14 protein-coding genes are annotated in these 18,117 nt (G+C 44.3%); 13 read left to right on the forward strand and 1 reads right to left on the reverse strand.

Features of this window, described 5'->3' with window-relative positions; genetic code table 11:
* The 6 genes from JL57_RS13580 to JL57_RS13605 all read left to right on the forward strand — a co-directional run bounded on the left by JL57_RS13580 (window position 1) and on the right by JL57_RS13605 (window position 6,983).
* Window positions 1-606, forward strand: a complete 606-nt coding sequence (locus JL57_RS13580) for a succinate dehydrogenase (RefSeq protein WP_034142584.1) — start codon at window positions 1-3, stop codon at window positions 604-606.
* A gap of 13 nt (window positions 607-619) precedes the next feature.
* Window positions 620-2,374 carry a succinate dehydrogenase flavoprotein subunit gene (gene sdhA / locus JL57_RS13585; RefSeq protein ID WP_034142585.1) on the forward strand — a complete coding sequence of 585 codons (1,755 nt, stop codon included), beginning with the start codon at window positions 620-622 and terminating at the stop codon, window positions 2,372-2,374.
* Window positions 2,375-3,130 (forward strand): succinate dehydrogenase iron-sulfur subunit, encoded by a 756-nt coding sequence (sdhB, locus tag JL57_RS13590; protein ID WP_034142586.1) that lies wholly within the window; start codon window positions 2,375-2,377, stop codon window positions 3,128-3,130.
* A 29-nt stretch (window positions 3,131-3,159) separates the two neighbouring features.
* Window positions 3,160-4,767, forward strand: a complete 1,608-nt coding sequence (locus JL57_RS13595) for an FAD-dependent oxidoreductase (RefSeq protein ID WP_034142587.1) — start codon at window positions 3,160-3,162, stop codon at window positions 4,765-4,767.
* A gap of 83 nt (window positions 4,768-4,850) precedes the next feature.
* A complete protein-coding gene (locus tag JL57_RS13600) occupies window positions 4,851-6,077 on the forward strand; it encodes a succinate--CoA ligase subunit beta (RefSeq protein WP_034142588.1) in 1,227 nt (408 codons plus the stop codon).
* Complete coding sequence (locus JL57_RS13605) at window positions 6,078-6,983, forward strand: CoA-binding protein (RefSeq protein WP_034142589.1); 906 nt, start codon at window positions 6,078-6,080, stop codon at window positions 6,981-6,983.
* Window positions 6,984-7,160: 177 nt separating this feature from the next.
* Here JL57_RS13605 and JL57_RS13610 read toward each other — a convergent pair whose 3' ends face one another.
* A complete protein-coding gene (locus JL57_RS13610) occupies window positions 7,161-9,251 on the reverse strand; it encodes a glutamine synthetase III (RefSeq protein WP_034142590.1) in 2,091 nt (696 codons plus the stop codon).
* Between the two features lie 275 nt (window positions 9,252-9,526).
* On the opposite strand from JL57_RS13610, the gene JL57_RS13615 reads away from it, so the two are divergent.
* The 7 genes from JL57_RS13615 to JL57_RS13645 all read left to right on the forward strand — a co-directional run bounded on the left by JL57_RS13615 (window position 9,527) and on the right by JL57_RS13645 (window position 18,116).
* On the forward strand, window positions 9,527-11,110 hold the full coding sequence (locus JL57_RS13615) for a sensor histidine kinase (RefSeq protein ID WP_034142591.1): 1,584 nt from the start codon (window positions 9,527-9,529) through the stop codon (window positions 11,108-11,110).
* Window positions 11,111-11,164: 54 nt separating this feature from the next.
* A complete protein-coding gene (locus JL57_RS13620; RefSeq protein WP_034142592.1) occupies window positions 11,165-11,860 on the forward strand; it encodes a response regulator in 696 nt (231 codons plus the stop codon).
* A 155-nt stretch (window positions 11,861-12,015) separates the two neighbouring features.
* A complete protein-coding gene (locus JL57_RS13625) occupies window positions 12,016-13,041 on the forward strand; it encodes a DctP family TRAP transporter solute-binding subunit (protein WP_034142593.1) in 1,026 nt (341 codons plus the stop codon).
* A gap of 207 nt (window positions 13,042-13,248) precedes the next feature.
* A complete protein-coding gene (locus tag JL57_RS13630; protein ID WP_034142594.1) occupies window positions 13,249-14,292 on the forward strand; it encodes a DctP family TRAP transporter solute-binding subunit in 1,044 nt (347 codons plus the stop codon).
* A gap of 112 nt (window positions 14,293-14,404) precedes the next feature.
* Window positions 14,405-14,905, forward strand: a complete 501-nt coding sequence (locus JL57_RS13635; RefSeq protein WP_034142595.1) for a TRAP transporter small permease — start codon at window positions 14,405-14,407, stop codon at window positions 14,903-14,905.
* Window positions 14,906-14,909: 4 nt separating this feature from the next.
* A complete protein-coding gene (locus tag JL57_RS13640; RefSeq protein WP_034142596.1) occupies window positions 14,910-16,190 on the forward strand; it encodes a TRAP transporter large permease in 1,281 nt (426 codons plus the stop codon).
* A 228-nt stretch (window positions 16,191-16,418) separates the two neighbouring features.
* Complete coding sequence (locus tag JL57_RS13645; protein WP_034142597.1) at window positions 16,419-18,116, forward strand: sigma-54-dependent Fis family transcriptional regulator; 1,698 nt, start codon at window positions 16,419-16,421, stop codon at window positions 18,114-18,116.
* Window position 18,117 lies beyond the last annotated feature (1 nt).

An 18,117-nucleotide genomic window follows, 5' to 3' on the forward strand; every position in this document is an offset into this window, starting at 1 on the left:
GTGGCACATTCATTCTTCTGGCGTAAACTTCACTCCTTATCCGGGATAATCCCTCTGGGCATTTTTCTAATGGTCCATATGTTTATTAATTCGCTGGCCACTTTAGGTCAAGGGGATTTTAACCGTGGGGTTTCTCTCTTGCACAGTATACCCTACTTGTGGTTCTTAGAGCTGGTTGTCATCTTTATCCCAATTCTGTATCATGCGCTTTATGGAATATGGATTGTTTACCTAACCAGAAACAATCTTGAGAACTATCGCTATTTTCGCAACTGGCTATTTTACCTGCAAAGAGTATCGGCCCTCATTACTATGTTGTTTGTGACCTGGCATGTCGTCGTATTGCGCTTTTCGGAAGGTTTAATCAACCGTAACATGGACTTCGAGTTCGTGAGCACAGCCTTGAACCAACCTTTAATACTTATTCTTTACTTGTTTGGTCTGCTTGCTTCATTTGGCCATTTTGCCAACGGTTTGTGGTCATTTCTAGTATCCTGGGGGGTTACTGTGGGGGAACAGGCTCAAAGAACTGCGGCTTATGCATGCTTTGCGGTATTTGTAATTCTGACGGCTGTAGGGATTAATGCCCTGCTAGCCTTCATTTAGGGGAGGGTCGGAGATGAGCGGAAAGGTAATTGTCATCGGGGGCGGCCTGGCCGGCCTAATGTCAGTGATCAAGCTAGCTGAGCGCGGTCAAAAAGTCGATCTATTTTCGTTGGTTCCCTGTAAACGTTCTCACTCAGTATGCGCTCAAGGGGGCATCAATGCTGCTGTCAACACAAAAGGAGAAGGAGACTCTACCTGGGAACATTTTGACGACACGATTTACGGTGGGGATTTCCTGGCTAACCAAACTCCGGTGAAAAATATGATCGAAGCTGCTCCGAGCATTATTTATTTAATGGATCGGATGGGGGTACAGTTTAACCGAACTCCGGAAGGATTTCTGGACGTGCGCCGCTTAGGCGGCGCCAAATACTCGCGTACTGTTTTTGCCGGGGCTACCACCGGTCAGCAATTGATCTACGCGCTGGATGAACAGGTCCGTCGCTATGAGGATGAAGGGTTGGTCACTCGCTATGAAGAGTGGGAATTGCTTTCCTTGGTACGTGATGAGGAAGGAACCTGCAGGGGAGCGGTGGTGCAGGATTTAAAAAGTCTGGAAATCCAAGCCTTTCCGGCGGATGCTGTGATTTTGGCCACAGGAGGTCCGGGCATGATTTATGTGCGCAGTACGAACTCAACCATTAATACGGGGTTTGCTGCCGCCACTGCCTATCTGCAAGGAGCAACTTATGCCAATGGGGAATTTGTTCAAATCCATCCTTCTGCCATTCCGGGGCGAGATAAATTGCGTTTAATGTCTGAATCCATCCGGGGAGATGGTGGGCGAGTCTGGGTCTATAAGGACGGAAAGCCTTGGTATTTCTTAGAGGATTGGTATCCGGCCTATGGGAACATGGTACCGCGAGATATTGCCACGCGGGCCATCTTTAAAGTCTGTGTGGACATGAAGCTGGGAGTGGAGGGAGAAAACAAAGTCTATCTGGATATTACGCATTTAGATCCCCATGAGATCGATCGCAAACTAGCCGGGGTTGTGGACATTTACGAGAAGTTTATTGGAGATGATCCGCGTAAGGTACCGATGCAGACCTTTCCGGCGGTGCATTATTCAATGGGCGGGCTCTGGGTGGATTATAACCAAATGACCAACATACCGGGCTTATTTGCAGCGGGAGAGTGTGAGTATCAATACCATGGTGCCAATCGCTTAGGGGGCAACTCTTTAGTGGCTGCTTTATATGCCGGTATGGTCGTTGGGCCTAAGGCCTTTGAGTATAGCCAGGGACTTAAGCAACGTTACACTGACTTGCCGACAGCCCTTTTTGAAGGAGCCAAAGATCAAGAGATGGCTAAACAGAAGGCTTTGTTTGGGATGCAGGGTCAGGAAAATCCCTACAAATTGCATCAAGAACTTGGGGAGTGGATGGTGGACAATGTCACAGTCGTTCGCAATAACGACGGATTGTTAGCTACCGACCAAAAGATCCAAGAACTGATGGAACGATATAAAAATATTGGGGTAGGCAACGGTGCTGCCTGGGGTAACCAGATTGTTCCGTTTACGCGCCGCCTGTGGGGTATGCTTTCTTTAGCTCGGGTAATTACCCTAGGAGCCTATCACCGCAACGAAAGTCGGGGTGCTCATTATAAACCGGATTATCCGGAGCGCGATGATGAAAATTGGCTTAAAACCACCAAAGCAGCCTGGACGGGGGATGGCCCAAGTTTTAGTTATGATCCTGTGGACATTAGCTTCATAAAACCACGCAAGCGACGCTACGATGTAGCGAAAGAGGTGATCGTGTAGATGTCTAAGGATAGGAAAGATATTAAATTAGTGATTAAACGTCAAGCCAATCCTCAGTCGAATCCCTACAACGAGGAATTTTTAATTCCTTATTTCCCGAAAATGAATGTGGTAGCAGCCTTGATGGAAATCCAGAAAAACCCGGTCAATGCCAAGGGCGAGGTCACAACCCCTGTGGCTTGGGAGTGTAACTGTCTTGAGGAAGTCTGTGGTGCCTGTACTATGGTGATCAATGGTCAAGCCCGTCAGGCCTGTTCCGCTTTAGTCGATCGGCTGACCCAACCCATTCATCTGGCTCCCCTCAGCAAGTTTCCGTTGGTTCAAGACCTTGTCGTGAATCGCCAGGTTATGTTTGATAACCTGCGCAAAGTAAAGGCTTGGATAGAGATTGATGGCACACATGACATGGGCCCTGGACCCAGGGTTTCTCCGCAGGTTCAGGAGCAGGCATATGCTCTTTCTAAATGTATGACTTGCGGTTGTTGTATGGAATCCTGCCCTAATGTCAACTCTAAATCGAAATTTATGGGTCCTGCGCCGATTGCCCAGGTAGATCTGATGAATTCTCATCCAACAGGAGCTTTGCAAAGAGAGAGGAGACTGGAGGCTTTGATGAATGAAGGAGGGATTGCCGATTGTGGCAACGCTCAAAACTGTATTAAAGTCTGTCCAAAGGAAGTTCCTCTCACTCGGTCTATCGCTCGTCTCAACCGAGCTACCATGCTTTATGGGATCAAGGCTTGGCTTAATAAGTGAAGAACCAGAAGAAGAGGGAGTCATAAAAATTGGATAAGCATCCCTATGAAAGGACCGATGGTATGGAACTGCATCAATTTTCGACCGATGTTTTGATTATCGGTGGTGGTTTGGCAGGGTTAAGCGCTGCGGTAGAAGCTGCTGGCAAGGGACTAAAGGTTTCCTTGGTTAGTAAAGGAAAGGCTGGGCGTTCCGGAAACACTGTGCTGACTCAAAATAATATTTCCGTTGTCTGGGATGGCCTTCGAACAGATGATTCAGTCGAGAGATTTATTGAAGATACTCTGACTGGAGGGGGTAACCTCAATGATCGGGATTTAGTCCAAGCACTAGCCACTGAAGCGCTAGAGGCAATTACTTGGTTGATGGAACAGGGTGTTCAGTTCCAAAAGGACAAGGATGATCTCCTGATTAAGGGTTCTCCGGGTCATTCTCGCTTTCGTATCGTTCGGGCAGTAGGGGTATCGAAATCGCCTCACACCATGGGACTGGGCTTATCTGTACCTTTAGCGGACAGGGCCAAAGCACTTGGCGTCGAGTTTATGGAGAATATAGTAATTATCAGCTTATTACTGGATAGTGGTCGAGTATGCGGGGCTATTGGGTTGGACAAAAAGGAGGCAGCGGTTTGCATAGTACATGCTGGCTCAGTAGTCTTAGCAGGGGGAGGGGCTGGAGGTCTCTTCCAACTAAGTACGAATGCTCGAGATGTGTGTGGAGACAGTTACGCCCTCGGATATCAAGCAGGAGCAACTCTACGAGACATGGAATTTATCCAGTTTCATCCTGCTGTCACAGTTGCCACTCCACGATTGGTAATCTCGACGTCACCTTTCGCGGATGGAGCTGTTCTGAGAAATCGCCTTGGTGAAGCCTATATGGTGCGCTATTCTCCTCAAGCAGATATGGCAACAAGGGACGTCATGGCACGAGCGAACTTTAAGGAAATCGCTGAAGGACGGGGTACAGATCGTGGCGGAGTCTATGTAGATTTTTCAGCGGTTCCCGTTGAAGTTATGACCAAAAATTATCAGGATATATGGACTGCTTTCCAAGGTGCAAAGATGATAGAAGTGGCACCCGCTCAGCATTTTATGCTCGGCGGGATTGTGATTGATCCACAATGCCGTAGTACGGTTCCTGGTTTATGGGTTTGCGGTGAAGCAGCCGGGGGTCTGCATGGAGCAAACCGGCTGGCGGGGAATGCCTTGACCGAAGCGGCTTTGTTTGGTCGGCGGGCCGGAAGGTGGGCGGCGGCTGAGTGCGTGCAGCCGAAATCAAGGGTTTTGAGTCGTCTCTTCATGGAGGAGTTTCTGGAAACTAGATTTGGGCAATGGGTTAGTACGGAGCTTTCCCTTAGTCTGGAAGTGTCTTCGTCATGGTCGGAAACCCAACAAGATTTGAAGTGTTCCATGGGGCTTTATGTAGGAGTTATTCGCTCTAAGAAAGGACTTCAGCAGGCCAAAGCGGATTTGTCAAATATCGCGGATCGCTTGAATTCCCAGCCGTTGCGAACCTATGGAGATTTGTTGCAGTATTGTCAGCAGAAAATGATGGTAATTACCTCGAACTTGATTGTTGATGCAGCTTGGCAAAGATCCACAAGTATAGGATCTCATTATCGTGAGGATCGGTAAACTTGTATGTATCTTGTATTGAAGGCGTATCAGCAATGGTCTAAGCGCTAAAACTATGAAAAAGATATTGGGGGGAATTATTTTTGGGTAAATTACTTGAAAATTATAGCAAGAAAATTATCGCTGAGGCTCGTGTTTTAGTTCCTAGGAACGGCGTAGCCCGTAACCCGGAGGAAGCTGTAGAAAAGGCCGATCAGATCGGATATCCCGTCGTGTTAAAGGCCTTGGTTCCGGTAGGAAAGAGAGGTAAAGCAGGGGCTATTAAATTCGCTGACAACCCTGAGGAAGCGGCTTCGTTTACGCAAGAGCTCTTGGCGATGACTGTCAGTCATTTCCCAGTGGACAAAGTCCTTGTCGAAGAAAAGCTAGCCATTGCCAAAGAATGGTATCTATCGATTGCTATTGATAAAAAGGCCCAAGCTCCAGTGATCATCGCCAGTCTTGATGGAGGAGTGGATGTTGAAACCTTAAGTAGGGAACATCCGGAAAAAGTGATCGCCCGTCATATTGATCCAATCTTTGGGATGCCTGATTATGAGGCTAAAGAGATTTGGGCTGATCTAGGTCTGAATGGAAAACCTCTGACCCTGGCGACTCAGACCTTGGTGCGTTTAGTGCGGGTTTTTTTAGAGAAGGATGCCTCAATTTTAGAGATCAATCCCTTAGTTCTCACGGAAGCCGGAGAGGTTATGGCAGCCGCTTCTGTGATGAGTATCGACGATAGTGCCATGTATCGGCATCCGGAATTAGCGAGTATGGTCCAGTTGGGTAGTGAACGCACCTGGCGTCCCCAGACTGAACTGGAAAAGCAAATGGTCGAGGTTAATGAGGCAGATCCCTATCGGGGAACAGCACGTTACACGGAGATGGATGGCGGGGATATTGGCTTTTTATGTGGCGGTGGTGGAGGGAGCTTGCTCTCTTTTGATGCTCTCGTATCCTTTGGCGGAAAACCTGCTAATTATAGTGAAGTTGGAGGAAATCCCCCCGAACGGAAAGTCTATGGGATCACCAAAGGGATACTCTCCAAACCGGGGGTCCGTGGTTTGTTTGTAGCGCATAACATCACGAATAATACTCAGGTTGACGTCATGGCTAAAGGAGTGGTCCAGGCGTTACAGGATTTAGGTAAGGATCCGCATACTTTTCCTGTCGTTGTGCGGGAAGCCGGAGTGAATGACGAAGCTGCCAAAGAGATTTTTACGGCTGCAGGTATCGAGTACTATGGAGATGAGGCTAGTATTACAGAAGCAGCTCAGCGTATGGTTGAACGAATTAAGGGTCTTGTGGCGACAGGAGGGGGGAACTAAATGTCTATTTTACTCGATGGAAATTCTAGAATAGCTATCCAAGGGATTACTGGGCGAGAAGCAGCCATGGTGACAAAACATAGCTTAGACTATGGAACTAAAATCTTAGCTGGTGTAACCCCGGGAAAAGAAGGGCAAGATGTTCACGGCATACCTGTCTACAATACATTAAAGAAAGCAGTTCAAGTACATAGCGTTAATACAACCGTCGTTTATGTACCGCCGGCCTTTGTCTATGATGCTGTCTTGGAGGCTATTGCCGCCGGTATAAGACTGGTGATCATCGCTACAGAAAACGTTCCTCAATTAGATGCCCTGAGATTCTTAGCCAGAGCAAAACAGGCCGGGGTCCAAGTGATTGGACCGAATTCCGTAGGTATGATAACCCCGAAGGATCGAATGAAAGTCGGGGCCATCGGTGGAGACAAGGTTGAGCGTTGCTTTGTACCTGGCCGGATCGGGGTCATTTCCCGCAGTGGTGGAATGACGGCGGAAAGCTCTTGGATGGTAAAAAGGGCTGGTTTTGGGGTGAGTACCTCAATTAGCATAGGAGGGGATGCTCTGATTGGTACCTCCATTAAGGATTTACTGTTGCTTTTTCAGGCGGACCCAGAAACGGATGCTGTCGTAACTTTTTCGGAGCCGGGTACACATTTTGAAGAAGAAGCAGCAGAGCTGCTTAGTAGCGGTGGGTTCACCAAACCGTTGTTTAGCTTTATTGCTGGGCGCTTTACAGAAAGTATGCCGGAAGGTACCGTTTTTGGTCATGCTGGGGCGATGATTTCTGGAGGGGCCGGCAAACCATCTCAAAAAATGGAGAAATTGCGTCAAGCTGGAGCGCATGTCTTGGAACAGTTTGATGATCTAACATTTTTGATGAGAAATATTCTCACACCTACAGATTAAAGAACGGCGTTATTAGCATCGACAAAATGGGCTGTTATAACTTGATGAAGTGAGTCTTTGAAGTGAGACCTATATCCCAGACAAAACAATAAAGAGCCCTCCCATGGCAGAATAAATCTACTAAGGGAGGGCATTTTCATGGGTAGGATTGTCATATTTCGTGTGCTTTGACCAGGATTACAGCTTAAATAACATTTGAGCATACGTGGGAAGCGGCCAAAGGTCTGCGTCAATGATCGTCTCGAGCTTATCTCCATCAAGCCTGAGAGCTCCCATGGCTTTAAAGACAAGATCTCGGTAATAAACGGCTTGCGCATAGGCTTCTGACAGAGTCGTGGCTTCCTGAGTAACGGTTTCCAGAGCACTCAAGTTTGCTTTAAAGGAAACCAGGGTTGAGCAGAGGTCGATCAGGAGGTTTTCTTGTACTGAGACATCGACAGCACTTGAAGCAGATTTTACGGCATTGATCGAATTTGCTAAAACTGTGGAATATTTGACAGCGGCAGGTATAATCTGATGCTTAGCCATGTCGATCATGGTTAGAGCCTCAATGTTAATTTGTTTGGAATACTGCTCCAAGTTGATTTCATAGCGGGATTCCAGCTCTGTTTTATTTAATACTTGATGTTTTTCATAGAGAGCAACTGTGGACTCTCGCAGTAGAACCAGTGAGGCGTCAACTGTGGAAGTGATATTGGGAAGTCCGCGTTTTGTGGCCTCTTCAACCCACTCGTCTGCATAGCCGTTACCATCAAAGAGGATGCGGCTATGGTTGGTGGCAGTTTCCTTGAGGAGTTGTTGAAGGGTTTGAGCGAAATCCTCTGCTTGTTCGAGACGATCTGCAAATTGGGAGAAGACTTCTGCAAAGATCGTATTGAGTACTACGTTAGGACCTGAGATGGATTGGGAAGAAGCTACCATTCTAAATTCGAATTTATTGCCGGTAAAAGCGAAGGGAGAAGTCCGATTGCGGTCCGTAGAGTCTTTACGGAAGGCCGGCAGGGTACTTACACCGCTCATTAATTTTTGCCCTTGAAGGGACCGTTTGACTCCTCCGTTTTGTAACTGTTTAAAAATGTCTGAGAGCTGGTCACCAAGGAATATGGAGATAATGGCTGGAGGGGCTTCGTTTGCGCCAAGACGGTGGTCATTCCCTGGGGTAGCTGCTGAAAGTCGGAGTAATTCGGCATAATCATCGACAGCTTTAATAATGGCACATAATATGGTAAGGAATTGCAAGTTTTCATGAGGAGTATGACCGGGATCCAAGAGGTTAAGTCCATCGTTCGTGGACATTGACCAGTTATTGTGCTTTCCGGACCCGTTGACTCCAGCAAAGGGTTTTTCGTGCAGCAAGCAGACCATGCCATGGCGCAAGGCAACTTTTTTCATGGTATCCATGACAAGTTGGTTGTGGTCGGTGGCGATATTTGTAGTCCCGAAGATAGGAGCCAGCTCAAATTGTCCAGGAGCCACTTCGTTATGCTGGGTTTTAGCAAGAACTCCAAGCTTCCACAAATCGACATTTAAATCATGCATAAAGGCGGCTACCCGAGTTTTTAAGCTTCCGAAGTAATGATCTTCCAATTCTTGACCCTTTGCTGACATGGCACCGAAAAGAGTCCGACCTGTGAGCATGAGGTCCATCCGTTGGTCGAAGAATTTCTTGTCTATGAGAAAATATTCTTGCTCCGCACCAACTGTGCTGGTGACCCGGGTAGAAGATGTATTGCCAAAGAGTCGTAACAAGCGCAAGGCTTGAGTGGAGAGGGTTTGCATAGAGCGCAAAAGAGGAGTTTTTTTGTCGAGTGCTTCTCCAGTGTAAGAGCAGAAGGCTGTAGGAATGCATAACGTTAAGACACCGCCATCTTCTTTTAGAAAAGCAGGAGAAGTGCAGTCCCAAGCAGTATAGCCTCTCGCTTCAAACGTGGCACGAATTCCTCCACTGGGGAAGGAAGACGCATCAGGCTCACCTTGGATTAATTCCTTACCGGAAAACTCCATAACCACAAGGCCGTGCTGGGTAGGGGAAATAAAGGAATCATGTTTTTCTGCAGTGATTCCGGTCATTGGTTGGAACCAATGGGTAAAATGCGTTGCTCCCTTTTCAATAGCCCAATCCTTCATGCTGTTAGCTACAACTTCGGCAACATCTGGGTCAAGAGGAAGGCCCTCTTCAATTGTTTTGCGTAGAGATTTGTAGGTTGCCTTCGGTAAACGCTCTCTCATTACTGAGTCATTAAAGACGTTTTGCCCAAAAATATCCATGTATATAACCCCTTCCATTAGTTTTAGTTTCAAGATTTTGGGTATAAAACAAAAAAACACTCCCTCAAAGATTATACATTAATCTTCAAAGAGCGTCTTTGCTCCATTTGAATATATATAAATTTAACACTTTATTCGTTCGTTGACAAGAGGAAATTAACAAATATACAGTATAAACTTCTGGGAATAAATATGGAATTTAATTTAGAAGGGATTATGACAAAATTGACGAATTAATATATATTATTCAGATTTATCAAAGGGGGGAGTGGCGGTTGAAAATTCCCCATCTAAAATTGGGAACAAAAATCGCAATGCTCTCATTCCTGTTAGTTTTTTTATCCGTCCTTTTGGCGGGAGTGATTATTGTGTCCCGAATTACGGATAAAATGGAACAGGAAATTGGACATCGAGCCATCGCGATTTCACGAACAGTGGCACAATTAGAAGAGGTGCAGGAGAATCTGAGTGAAGCGGATGGCTCTAAGGTAATTCAACCCCTTGCTGAGCGGATCCGTATTGCGACCGGGGTAGAATATATCGTTATTTTTAATATGGAAAAGATAAGGTACTCCCATCCTTATTTAGACCGTATCGGGACCGTCTTTAATGATGGGGATGAGGAACCTTCTCTACAGAGAAAGGAATATCTCTCCCAAGCCGTTGGAGTTATAGGACCGTCTGTGCGTGCTTTCGTACCTGTGCTGACGGATGAAGGCACTCGTCAAGTGGGTGTCGTAGCGGTTGGAATTCTTGTACCTACCATAAGAGAAATAATTAGTACCATAAGACTGGAACTTTATTCTTCCTTATTAATAGGGTTGGCATTAGGCATTCTTGGTTCGTTTTATCTATCCAGCAATATCAAAAAGAATATGTTTTCACTAGAACCTAATGAAATAGCTAGAATGCTAGAAGAGCGCGTGGCAATTTTTCAAGCTATGGATGATGGGGTCGTGGCGTTGGATGTGGAGAACCGGATTACAGTCATTAACCAAAAAGCATGTCGAATGGCTGGGGTTACTGACAAGGTTCTGGGACTTCGATTAAAAGAGCTTGTGGTATTCAATGTTCTTACGGATTTATTAGAAGCCAATGATCCTTCCCAAACAACGGAACTTATTCTTCACCAAACCTGGGTGCTTGTTAATATTTTACCAGTGAGAGTCAAAGATCGAATCGTAGGGCGTGTGATTAGCTTTAAAGATAAAACTGAAGTGCGTAAAATGGCCGAGGAATTAACCGGGGTTAGAACATTTATCGAAGCCCTCCGAGTACAAAATCATGAATCGTTAAATAAATTGCATACTATTGCGGGGCTGATTCAGTTAGGCAAAGCTCAAGTAGCCATGGATTATATTTATCAAGTTACTGAGGAACAACAAGAGGTAACCAGATTTTTAAGCAGCAAGATTAAACATCCCAGCGTCGCGGGGTTACTTTTAGGTAAATATAACCGCGGCAAAGAACTTAAGGTCGATGTTGTATTTGATCCGGATTCTAGTTTATTAGAATTGCCGGAGGATTTTGACGATAACACACTGACCATTATTTTAGGGAACTTATTGGAAAATGCCATGGAAGCGGTTGTGGGCAGCGAGCTAAGAGAAGTTCACTGTCGTATCAAACAAGAACAGACAGAATTAGTTCTGAGTGTTGAAGATACTGGGGTAGGTATTACTCCCGAAAATCAAGCAAGAATTTACCAATGGGGATTTTCAACCAAAGGAACAGATAATCGGGGAATTGGTCTGTCCTTGGTTAGACAAACAGTAGAAATGTTGGGGGGGACTATGGAGCTAGAGTCTGGAAAATGGGGTACGCGTTTTGGAGTTAAGTTACCCTTGAAAATGGTTTAGTCGTAATCGTACTAAGCAACAACGTAGGCAAGAGGTTTGAAAGGGGGTGAAACCATGAATCTGATTGACTTAGTCCTTGTTGAAGACGATCCGATGGTCATGGAAGTCCATGAAGGATTTATCAAGAGAATTGGAGGATTTCGAATTTGTGGTAAGGCTAAAACGGGTAAAATGGCCTTAGAAATCATCCAAGATTTAAGACCACGCTTAGTCATTCTAGATATTTACCTGCCGGATTTAAATGGTATTCAAGTTCTCAGAGAGATTCGTCGTCTAGGGTTACCCACGGACATCATCTTGATCACGGCTGCTCAAGATGTGGCAACGGTTCAAGCCGGTTTGCGCTTTGGAGTGGTAGATTATATTATTAAACCTTTTAAATATGATCGGATCCATACTGCTCTTAACAATTATTATTCATACTCAGAGCAGTTTCGAAATCGCTGGGAAATGAATCAAGAGGATCTGGACCGTTTGATTAAGATTCATCCCCCTCATGAATCGACCTTAAATCGTAGTCGCGAAGATTTACCCAAAGGATTACGTGAGATTACTTTACAACAAGTTTACAATTTTCTTAAAGAAAGCCAGGTAGGACTATCCTCAGAGGAAGTTGCCGAAGGAGCGGGTTTAGCGCGTGTCACCGCGCGTAGGTATTTAGAGTATCTGGAAAAAAATAACCGAGTGTTATTGGAGACCCAATATGGCACTGTAGGTAGACCCATCAACAAATACAAAGTTGTACTTTAGAGTGCAACTTTTTTTTAATTAAAATTAGTGAGTAGACGTTGTGCTGTAGACCAATATGACCTTAATTATATCAAAAGGACCTAAAGATTGTGAATAATCTGAAAATACAATACAATACAAATATTCATAAAACAGAATCAGAAGGAGTAAAACCTATGGCTAGAAATAGCTGGCTTTTCATCCTCCTCATCGTTGTATTTGGATTATCAGGGTGTGGTACTAGGGTCTTCGATGGGCAGCAAGTCAATAAAGAAGAAAAGATTATCATTAAATTTTCCCACGTGGTTGAGGAAAACACACCCAAAGGTTTAGCGGCCATACGTTTTGCGAATCTAATCAGGGAGAGGTCTGGCGGTTCGATTGAAGTTCAAGTGTTTCCAAATTCTCAGCTCTTCAAAGATGGTGAAGAATTTGAGGCCTTGAGCAGGGGAGATGTGCAAATGATTGCTCCGGCGACCTCTAAAGTTTCTCAATTATTTCCTCAATGGCAGATCTGGGATCTTCCCTACTTTTTTTCTAATCTGGAGAGTGTTCATCAAATCATGGATGGTCCATTAGGTAAGACATTACTTACTCAATTAGAGGAGAAAAATATGAAGGGACTGGTGATGTGGGATAACGGCTTTAAACACTTAACCAATAACGATCATCCCATCGTCAAACCAAGTGATTTAGAAGGGTTGCGTTTTCGAATCATGTCGCAGGGAGTTTTAGAAGAGCAATTTCAGGCTTTTGGAGCCGACACACTCTTTCTTCCTTTTAATGATGTTTATACGGCTTTGGCAGAAGGGAGAGTTCAAGGACAAGAAAATACAATCTCCAATATTTACTCAAAGGATTTTGATCAAGTGCAGAATTTCTTAACCCTTAGCCAACATGGATTTTTAGGGTATGCCGTCATCGTAAATCAGGAATTTTGGAATCAACTTTCCAGTCAGTCCCGTGAACTGCTAGAGGACACTTTGGACGAGGTAACCTTATGGGAAAGAGAAAAGGCTCGTGAACTCAATGATGAACAATTAAAGGAACTTCAGAAGAGGAATAAGGTCAACATTTATGCACTCACCACTTTGGAAAAACAGACGTGGAAAGAGAGTTTTTCCTCGGTTTATTCTAAATTAGTACAAGATATTAGCCCGGACTTTCTACTTGCTGTCCAAAAGTGGGGCGAGCCTCAGTGAGCTCTTACAGCTCAAGCTGAGCGTGGAACTCACGGTGGTCATGGACGACTTAGTGTCGCTGTAGCTGCTGATGTTGAGAGGCAACCCCTTATAGCAGGGGCCTTCGAGGAGGATAAGAAAATATAACTCGGATTTAAGGAGGTGAGGGAAGGGCTAGTGACCATAAGTGAATTGGATTAGTTTAAAAAAATTTGAGGGGGAGAAAAAATGTTTAGAAAAAAACCGATGGCCGTAGCTTTGAGTGCAGTACTAGTCTTAGCCCTTTCTTTAGTTGGGTGCGGAGCAAAACCCGCAGCGACTACTGGTGAAGTCAAAAAAGAGGAAATTAAGCCGATTATCGTAAAATTCGCCCATGTTGTGACACCTGATACTCCAAAGGGGCAGGCAGCACTTAAGTTTAAAGAATTAGCTGAACAGAAAACGAATGGAAAAGTAAAAGTTGAAGTTTACCCGTCATCCCAGCTCTATGGAGATAAAGAAGAATTAGAGGCTGCCCAATCGGGTAATGTACAAATCATTGCTCCGTCAGTTACAAAATTAGTGGGCTTAAACCCTAAATTCCAATATACGGATCTCCCGTTCTTATTCCCTGATAATCAAGCAGTCTATAAATTCTTTGCTTCTGATTCAATGAAGGGGCTCATGAATTCTTTGGATAAGTATAATTTACAAGGATTAGCAGTCTGGCCTAACGGCTTCAAGCAGTTTACCAATAATAAGCGTCCCCTAATCACTCCGGCAGATTTTAAAGGGTTAAAGTTTAGAACTCAAGCCGGTAAAGTACTGGAGGCTCAGTTCAAAGCCCTAGGGGCTGGTTCGGCAACGATTGCTTTTGGTGAGACCTATGCAGCGTTACAACAAGGTACTGTGGACGGACAAGAAAACACCTATAACAATATTGATACTCAAAAATATCAAGAAACTCAAAAATACCTCACTGTCACTAATCATGGTCGAATCGACTACATGATCATCGTCAATAAGAGTTTTTGGGCAGGTCTAGAGCCAGATATCCGTAAAGCCTTAGATGAGTCCATGGCTGAAGCAACCAAGTATGCTGTTGAACAAGCAGAACTTCTCGATAAAAAGAGTATGGATAACTTAAAGAAGGGTGGAAAAATGCAGTTCACCGAGTTAACCCCAGCTCAAATGGGAGTGTTCCAAGAAGCTATGAAGCCTGTTTATGCACAATTTGAAAGTGTACTCAGCAAAGAGTTAATTGACGCAGCAATTAAAGCCGGCCAGAAGTAAGTCTTAGTCCCTTAAACTCAATACACAGATAAGAGGGTTCTTCTAGTAAGAACCCTCTTATCAAAAGAGGTATTCAGACTCATTGCATTAAAAAGAACTAGAGGTGAAGCAAATGAAAAAGTTCTGGCAAGTCTTTGAATTCCTTGAGGACATCGTTTCGGGTGGACTTCTTTCGGCAGGTGTTACCTTGATTTTCTACGGTGTCATCATGCGCTATGTGTTTAATGATGCGCGCTCTTGGGTTGATGAGATTTCTCAATATATGATTATTTGGGGGACCTTAATTGGTACCAGTGTGGCCTTGCGCAATGATCATCACATCAAGGTGGATATGCTATTTAATGTCTTACCGAAAAAGGTTCAGTACTTTGTCACTTTGTTTGCGCATACGGTAGGAATTACGTTTAGCCTTTTCATGGGGTTTTATGGCTATCGTTTAGTCTCTTTCACGCACAATACAGGGCAAGTGTCTACAGACGTAGGAATTCCACTGTATATGGTTTACAGTATTCTTCCATTGACCGGAGCACTTTTGACATTCCGATTTTTAGTTAAGCTCTATGAGGCTGCCCGAAATACCGGCGGGGTCGGCAAAGTGGCGGAAAGGATGTAATGAAATGTTAGTAGCATTGTTGTTTTTACTTTTTGTTATTTTCTTTTTGTTAAACGTCCCTATTGCCATTAGTTTAGCCATGTCAACAATTGCGCTGATCGTAACTACGGAAACTTTTAATATGATGATGATCCCTCAAAGGATGTTTGCCGGACTGAATTCGGCTACCTTGATGGCCATACCGGGTTATATTTTAGCCGGAGTTTTAATGTCACGGGGGGGAGTTTCTAAATACTTGATCGAGAGTTTGCGCTCTTGGATTGGGCATTTACCTGGTGGCTTATCCGTTGTCACGATCTTAGCGTGTATGATTTTCGCAGCAATCTCAGGATCAAGTCCAGCAACGGCGGCAGCGATCGGTGCGATTATGCTTCCAGCTATGGTGGAGGGTGGTTATCCTAAACGCTATGCCATGGGACTCATCGCTGCTGCAGGAACCCTTGGAATTCTGATCCCACCGAGTATTCCCTTGATCGTGTATGGTGTTACCTCGGATGAATCTATTGGAAAGCTGTTCATGGCTGGGGTTGTCCCTGGAGTAATATTAGGAGGAATTTTAGTAGTTTCAGCGATAATCTATGCAAAGAAAAATAAATATGGACTGATGGAAAAATGCACCTGGTCTCAACGTTGGAAGGCTTCTCTAAAAGCCATTCCGGCTGCCCTTTTACCCTTTGTGATCTTAGGAAGTATTTATACTGGTATTTGTACACCAACAGAAGCCGCGGTTATCGCCGTCTTTTATACCTTAGTGGTTTCCATTTTTATTTATAAAGAACTTCATTTTAAAGATATTCGTGGGATTTTAAAGGAGACGATAAATACCTCTTCGATGATTTTTCTGATTATCGCCGCCGCTATGGTTTTTGCGCTCTACCTAACTAATAATCAAATTCCGAACAAAGTCGCAGCTTGGATAAGTCAGGCTAATCTGAATACTATGTTATTTTTCTTAGTCACTTCACTTGTGTTCTTTGTGATGGGCACGTTCTTAGAAGCCGTTTCCATTATCTTAATTACTTTACCGATTTTGTTACCGATCATTAAGCAATTAGGCATTGATCCAATTCATTTTGCCATTGTTATGACGGTGAATATGGAATTAGCGATGATTACTCCCCCTGTTGGCTTGAACCTATTTGTGGTTAGTTCAATGGCTAAGGAGCCTCTGGGAGAAGTTGTTAAGGGAGTAATTCCCTTTATCGTCTTGATGATTTTAGCGATGATCATGTTCGTGGTTTTCCCGGATCTATCCCTCTATATTCCACGTGTCTTAATGGATTAGGGTAGTTGTGTAGAAGCCTTTCCTGAATAGGTGTTATTGCCTATCCAGTGAAAGGCTTTATGTTTTAAAAAATAGAATACTAACAAGTCTCTCCGATTTTCTAAACCTTGCCATTTTTTTTAATTATAAAATTCTAAAAACTTTAAATTCAAGTAGGAGAATAGAGTTCTGAGCGCGAATATTCTAATAACAATAAAGTTAAAGAGCCAATTTGTGGGGGGGAATAGAGTGGCACGCAAAATCAAAGTGGGTATTGTCGGCATGGGTCAAGGGGGCGTGTCGATCTATAAAACCCTAAGAACGATTGAGCATGTCGAGCTCAGCGTAGTCTGCGATCATCTAATTAATTCCCACGGTATGCAAATGGCTCAATTAGACGGAGTACAGACCTGTGTACTATTGGCTGATTTCTTGAAGGTCCCTAACCTGGATGTGATTATTGAAGCTACCGGCGCTTCTCAAGTTCAACAACAAATTGAACAAGCTAAAGACAAGACCTGCGCTGTGATTGAAGCCCAAGGTGCCAATCTAATGATGTACATTATAGAGGAAAAAGAAAAGCTAGCTGATATAAAACGCTTAAAAGGTGAGCTTGATGCGATCTTAAACTCAGTTCAGGAAGCCATCGAAGTAGCGGGGATTAACGGCCAAATCAAATATGTCAATCCGTCCTTTAGTCGTGTTACCTCAATTCCTGCAGGGCAGAGGATTGGGAATAATATCTTTGACGTTTCTCCTAACGGGGCACTGGCCCGGTCTCTGCGAACTCACGAAGCTGTTTTCGCTCATCGTGCTGTGGTCGGAGGCGCAAACGTTGAGGTGGTCGCCAATGCTTCCCCCATTGTAGTGGATGGAAAAATGGAAGGCGCAGTTGTCGTTTTTCAGCCGTTAACGGATATTTACAAGCTGATGGAACAATTGCGAGCTTCCAACCAAGTGATTGATGATTTGCAAACTCGCATCAACCAGATTTCTACGAGTTCGTATACCTTTGATGACCTGATTGGGAGCCAACCGGAATTTGAAAGCGCTTTAAATTTAGCCCGCAAGGCAGCCAAAAGTAACTCAACCATTCTGATTACTGGAGAGTCTGGAACAGGAAAAGAATTATTCGCTCATGCTATCCATGGGGCTAGTTTACGCTTGGACAAGCCATTTATCAAAGTAAACTGTGCCGCAATCCCTGAAACGTTACTGGAAAGTGAATTTTTCGGGCATGAAAAGGGAGCTTTCACTGGAGCTCTTAAAACAAAACTGGGTAAAATGGAGTTGGCCAATGGCGGAACTATTTTCTTGGATGAAATAGGAGATATGAATCTCAGTTTGCAAGCCAAATTGTTAAGAGTATTACAAGAGATGGAATTTGAACGGGTTGGTGGAAATCAAACGATTAACGTGGATGTTCGAGTAATATCGGCAACCAACCGTAATTTGCTGGAAATGACCAAACGTGGTAAGTTCCGAGAAGACCTTTATTACCGTCTCAATGTCCTTGAATTGCGTTTACCTCCTCTTCGTAAACACAAAGAAGACATCCCATCCTACGTTCAATCCTTGATTGTTAAATTTAACCGGAAATTTGGTAAACACGTGAAGGGATTGACGACCCAGGCAGAGGAGCTTTTGATGCAATACAATTGGCCAGGTAACATCCGTGAACTTCAGAATGTTGTGGAACGAGCTATGGTTACGGCAGAAGGGGAAATTATAACTCATAAGTATATTTTCAATCTGGTAGATTCACAGGCCCAAATACAACATGAACAGGTGCTTCAAGGGGTCATACCCCTTGAACAAATGGAAAAGCAGCTGATCCGTTTGGCCTTAAAACAATACGGGGATACTGTAGAAGGAAAAAAACAAGCCGCCAAGGCCTTAAAGATATCCCTGGCGACGCTCTATAATAAACTAAAGACAATGTCGTGAC

It is taken from the genome of Desulfosporosinus sp. BICA1-9, assembly GCF_000802135.1.

Excerpts from the sequence above, each read along its gene's own strand:
- sdhA (WP_034142585.1), top strand. The coding sequence starts at position 620 with ATGAGCGGAAAGGTAATTGTCATCGGGGGCGGCCTGGCCGGCCTAATG.
- sdhB (WP_034142586.1), top strand. The coding sequence starts at position 2,375 with ATGTCTAAGGATAGGAAAGATATTAAATTAGTGATTAAACGTCAAGCC.
- JL57_RS13605 (WP_034142589.1), top strand. The coding sequence starts at position 6,078 with ATGTCTATTTTACTCGATGGAAATTCTAGAATAGCTATCCAAGGGATT.
- JL57_RS13610 (WP_034142590.1), bottom strand. The coding sequence starts at position 9,251 with ATGGATATTTTTGGGCAAAACGTCTTTAATGACTCAGTAATGAGAGAG.
- JL57_RS13620 (WP_034142592.1), top strand. The coding sequence starts at position 11,165 with ATGAATCTGATTGACTTAGTCCTTGTTGAAGACGATCCGATGGTCATG.
- JL57_RS13625 (WP_034142593.1), top strand. The coding sequence starts at position 12,016 with ATGGCTAGAAATAGCTGGCTTTTCATCCTCCTCATCGTTGTATTTGGA.
- JL57_RS13630 (WP_034142594.1), top strand. The coding sequence starts at position 13,249 with ATGTTTAGAAAAAAACCGATGGCCGTAGCTTTGAGTGCAGTACTAGTC.
- JL57_RS13635 (WP_034142595.1), top strand. The coding sequence starts at position 14,405 with ATGAAAAAGTTCTGGCAAGTCTTTGAATTCCTTGAGGACATCGTTTCG.
- JL57_RS13640 (WP_034142596.1), top strand. The coding sequence starts at position 14,910 with ATGTTAGTAGCATTGTTGTTTTTACTTTTTGTTATTTTCTTTTTGTTA.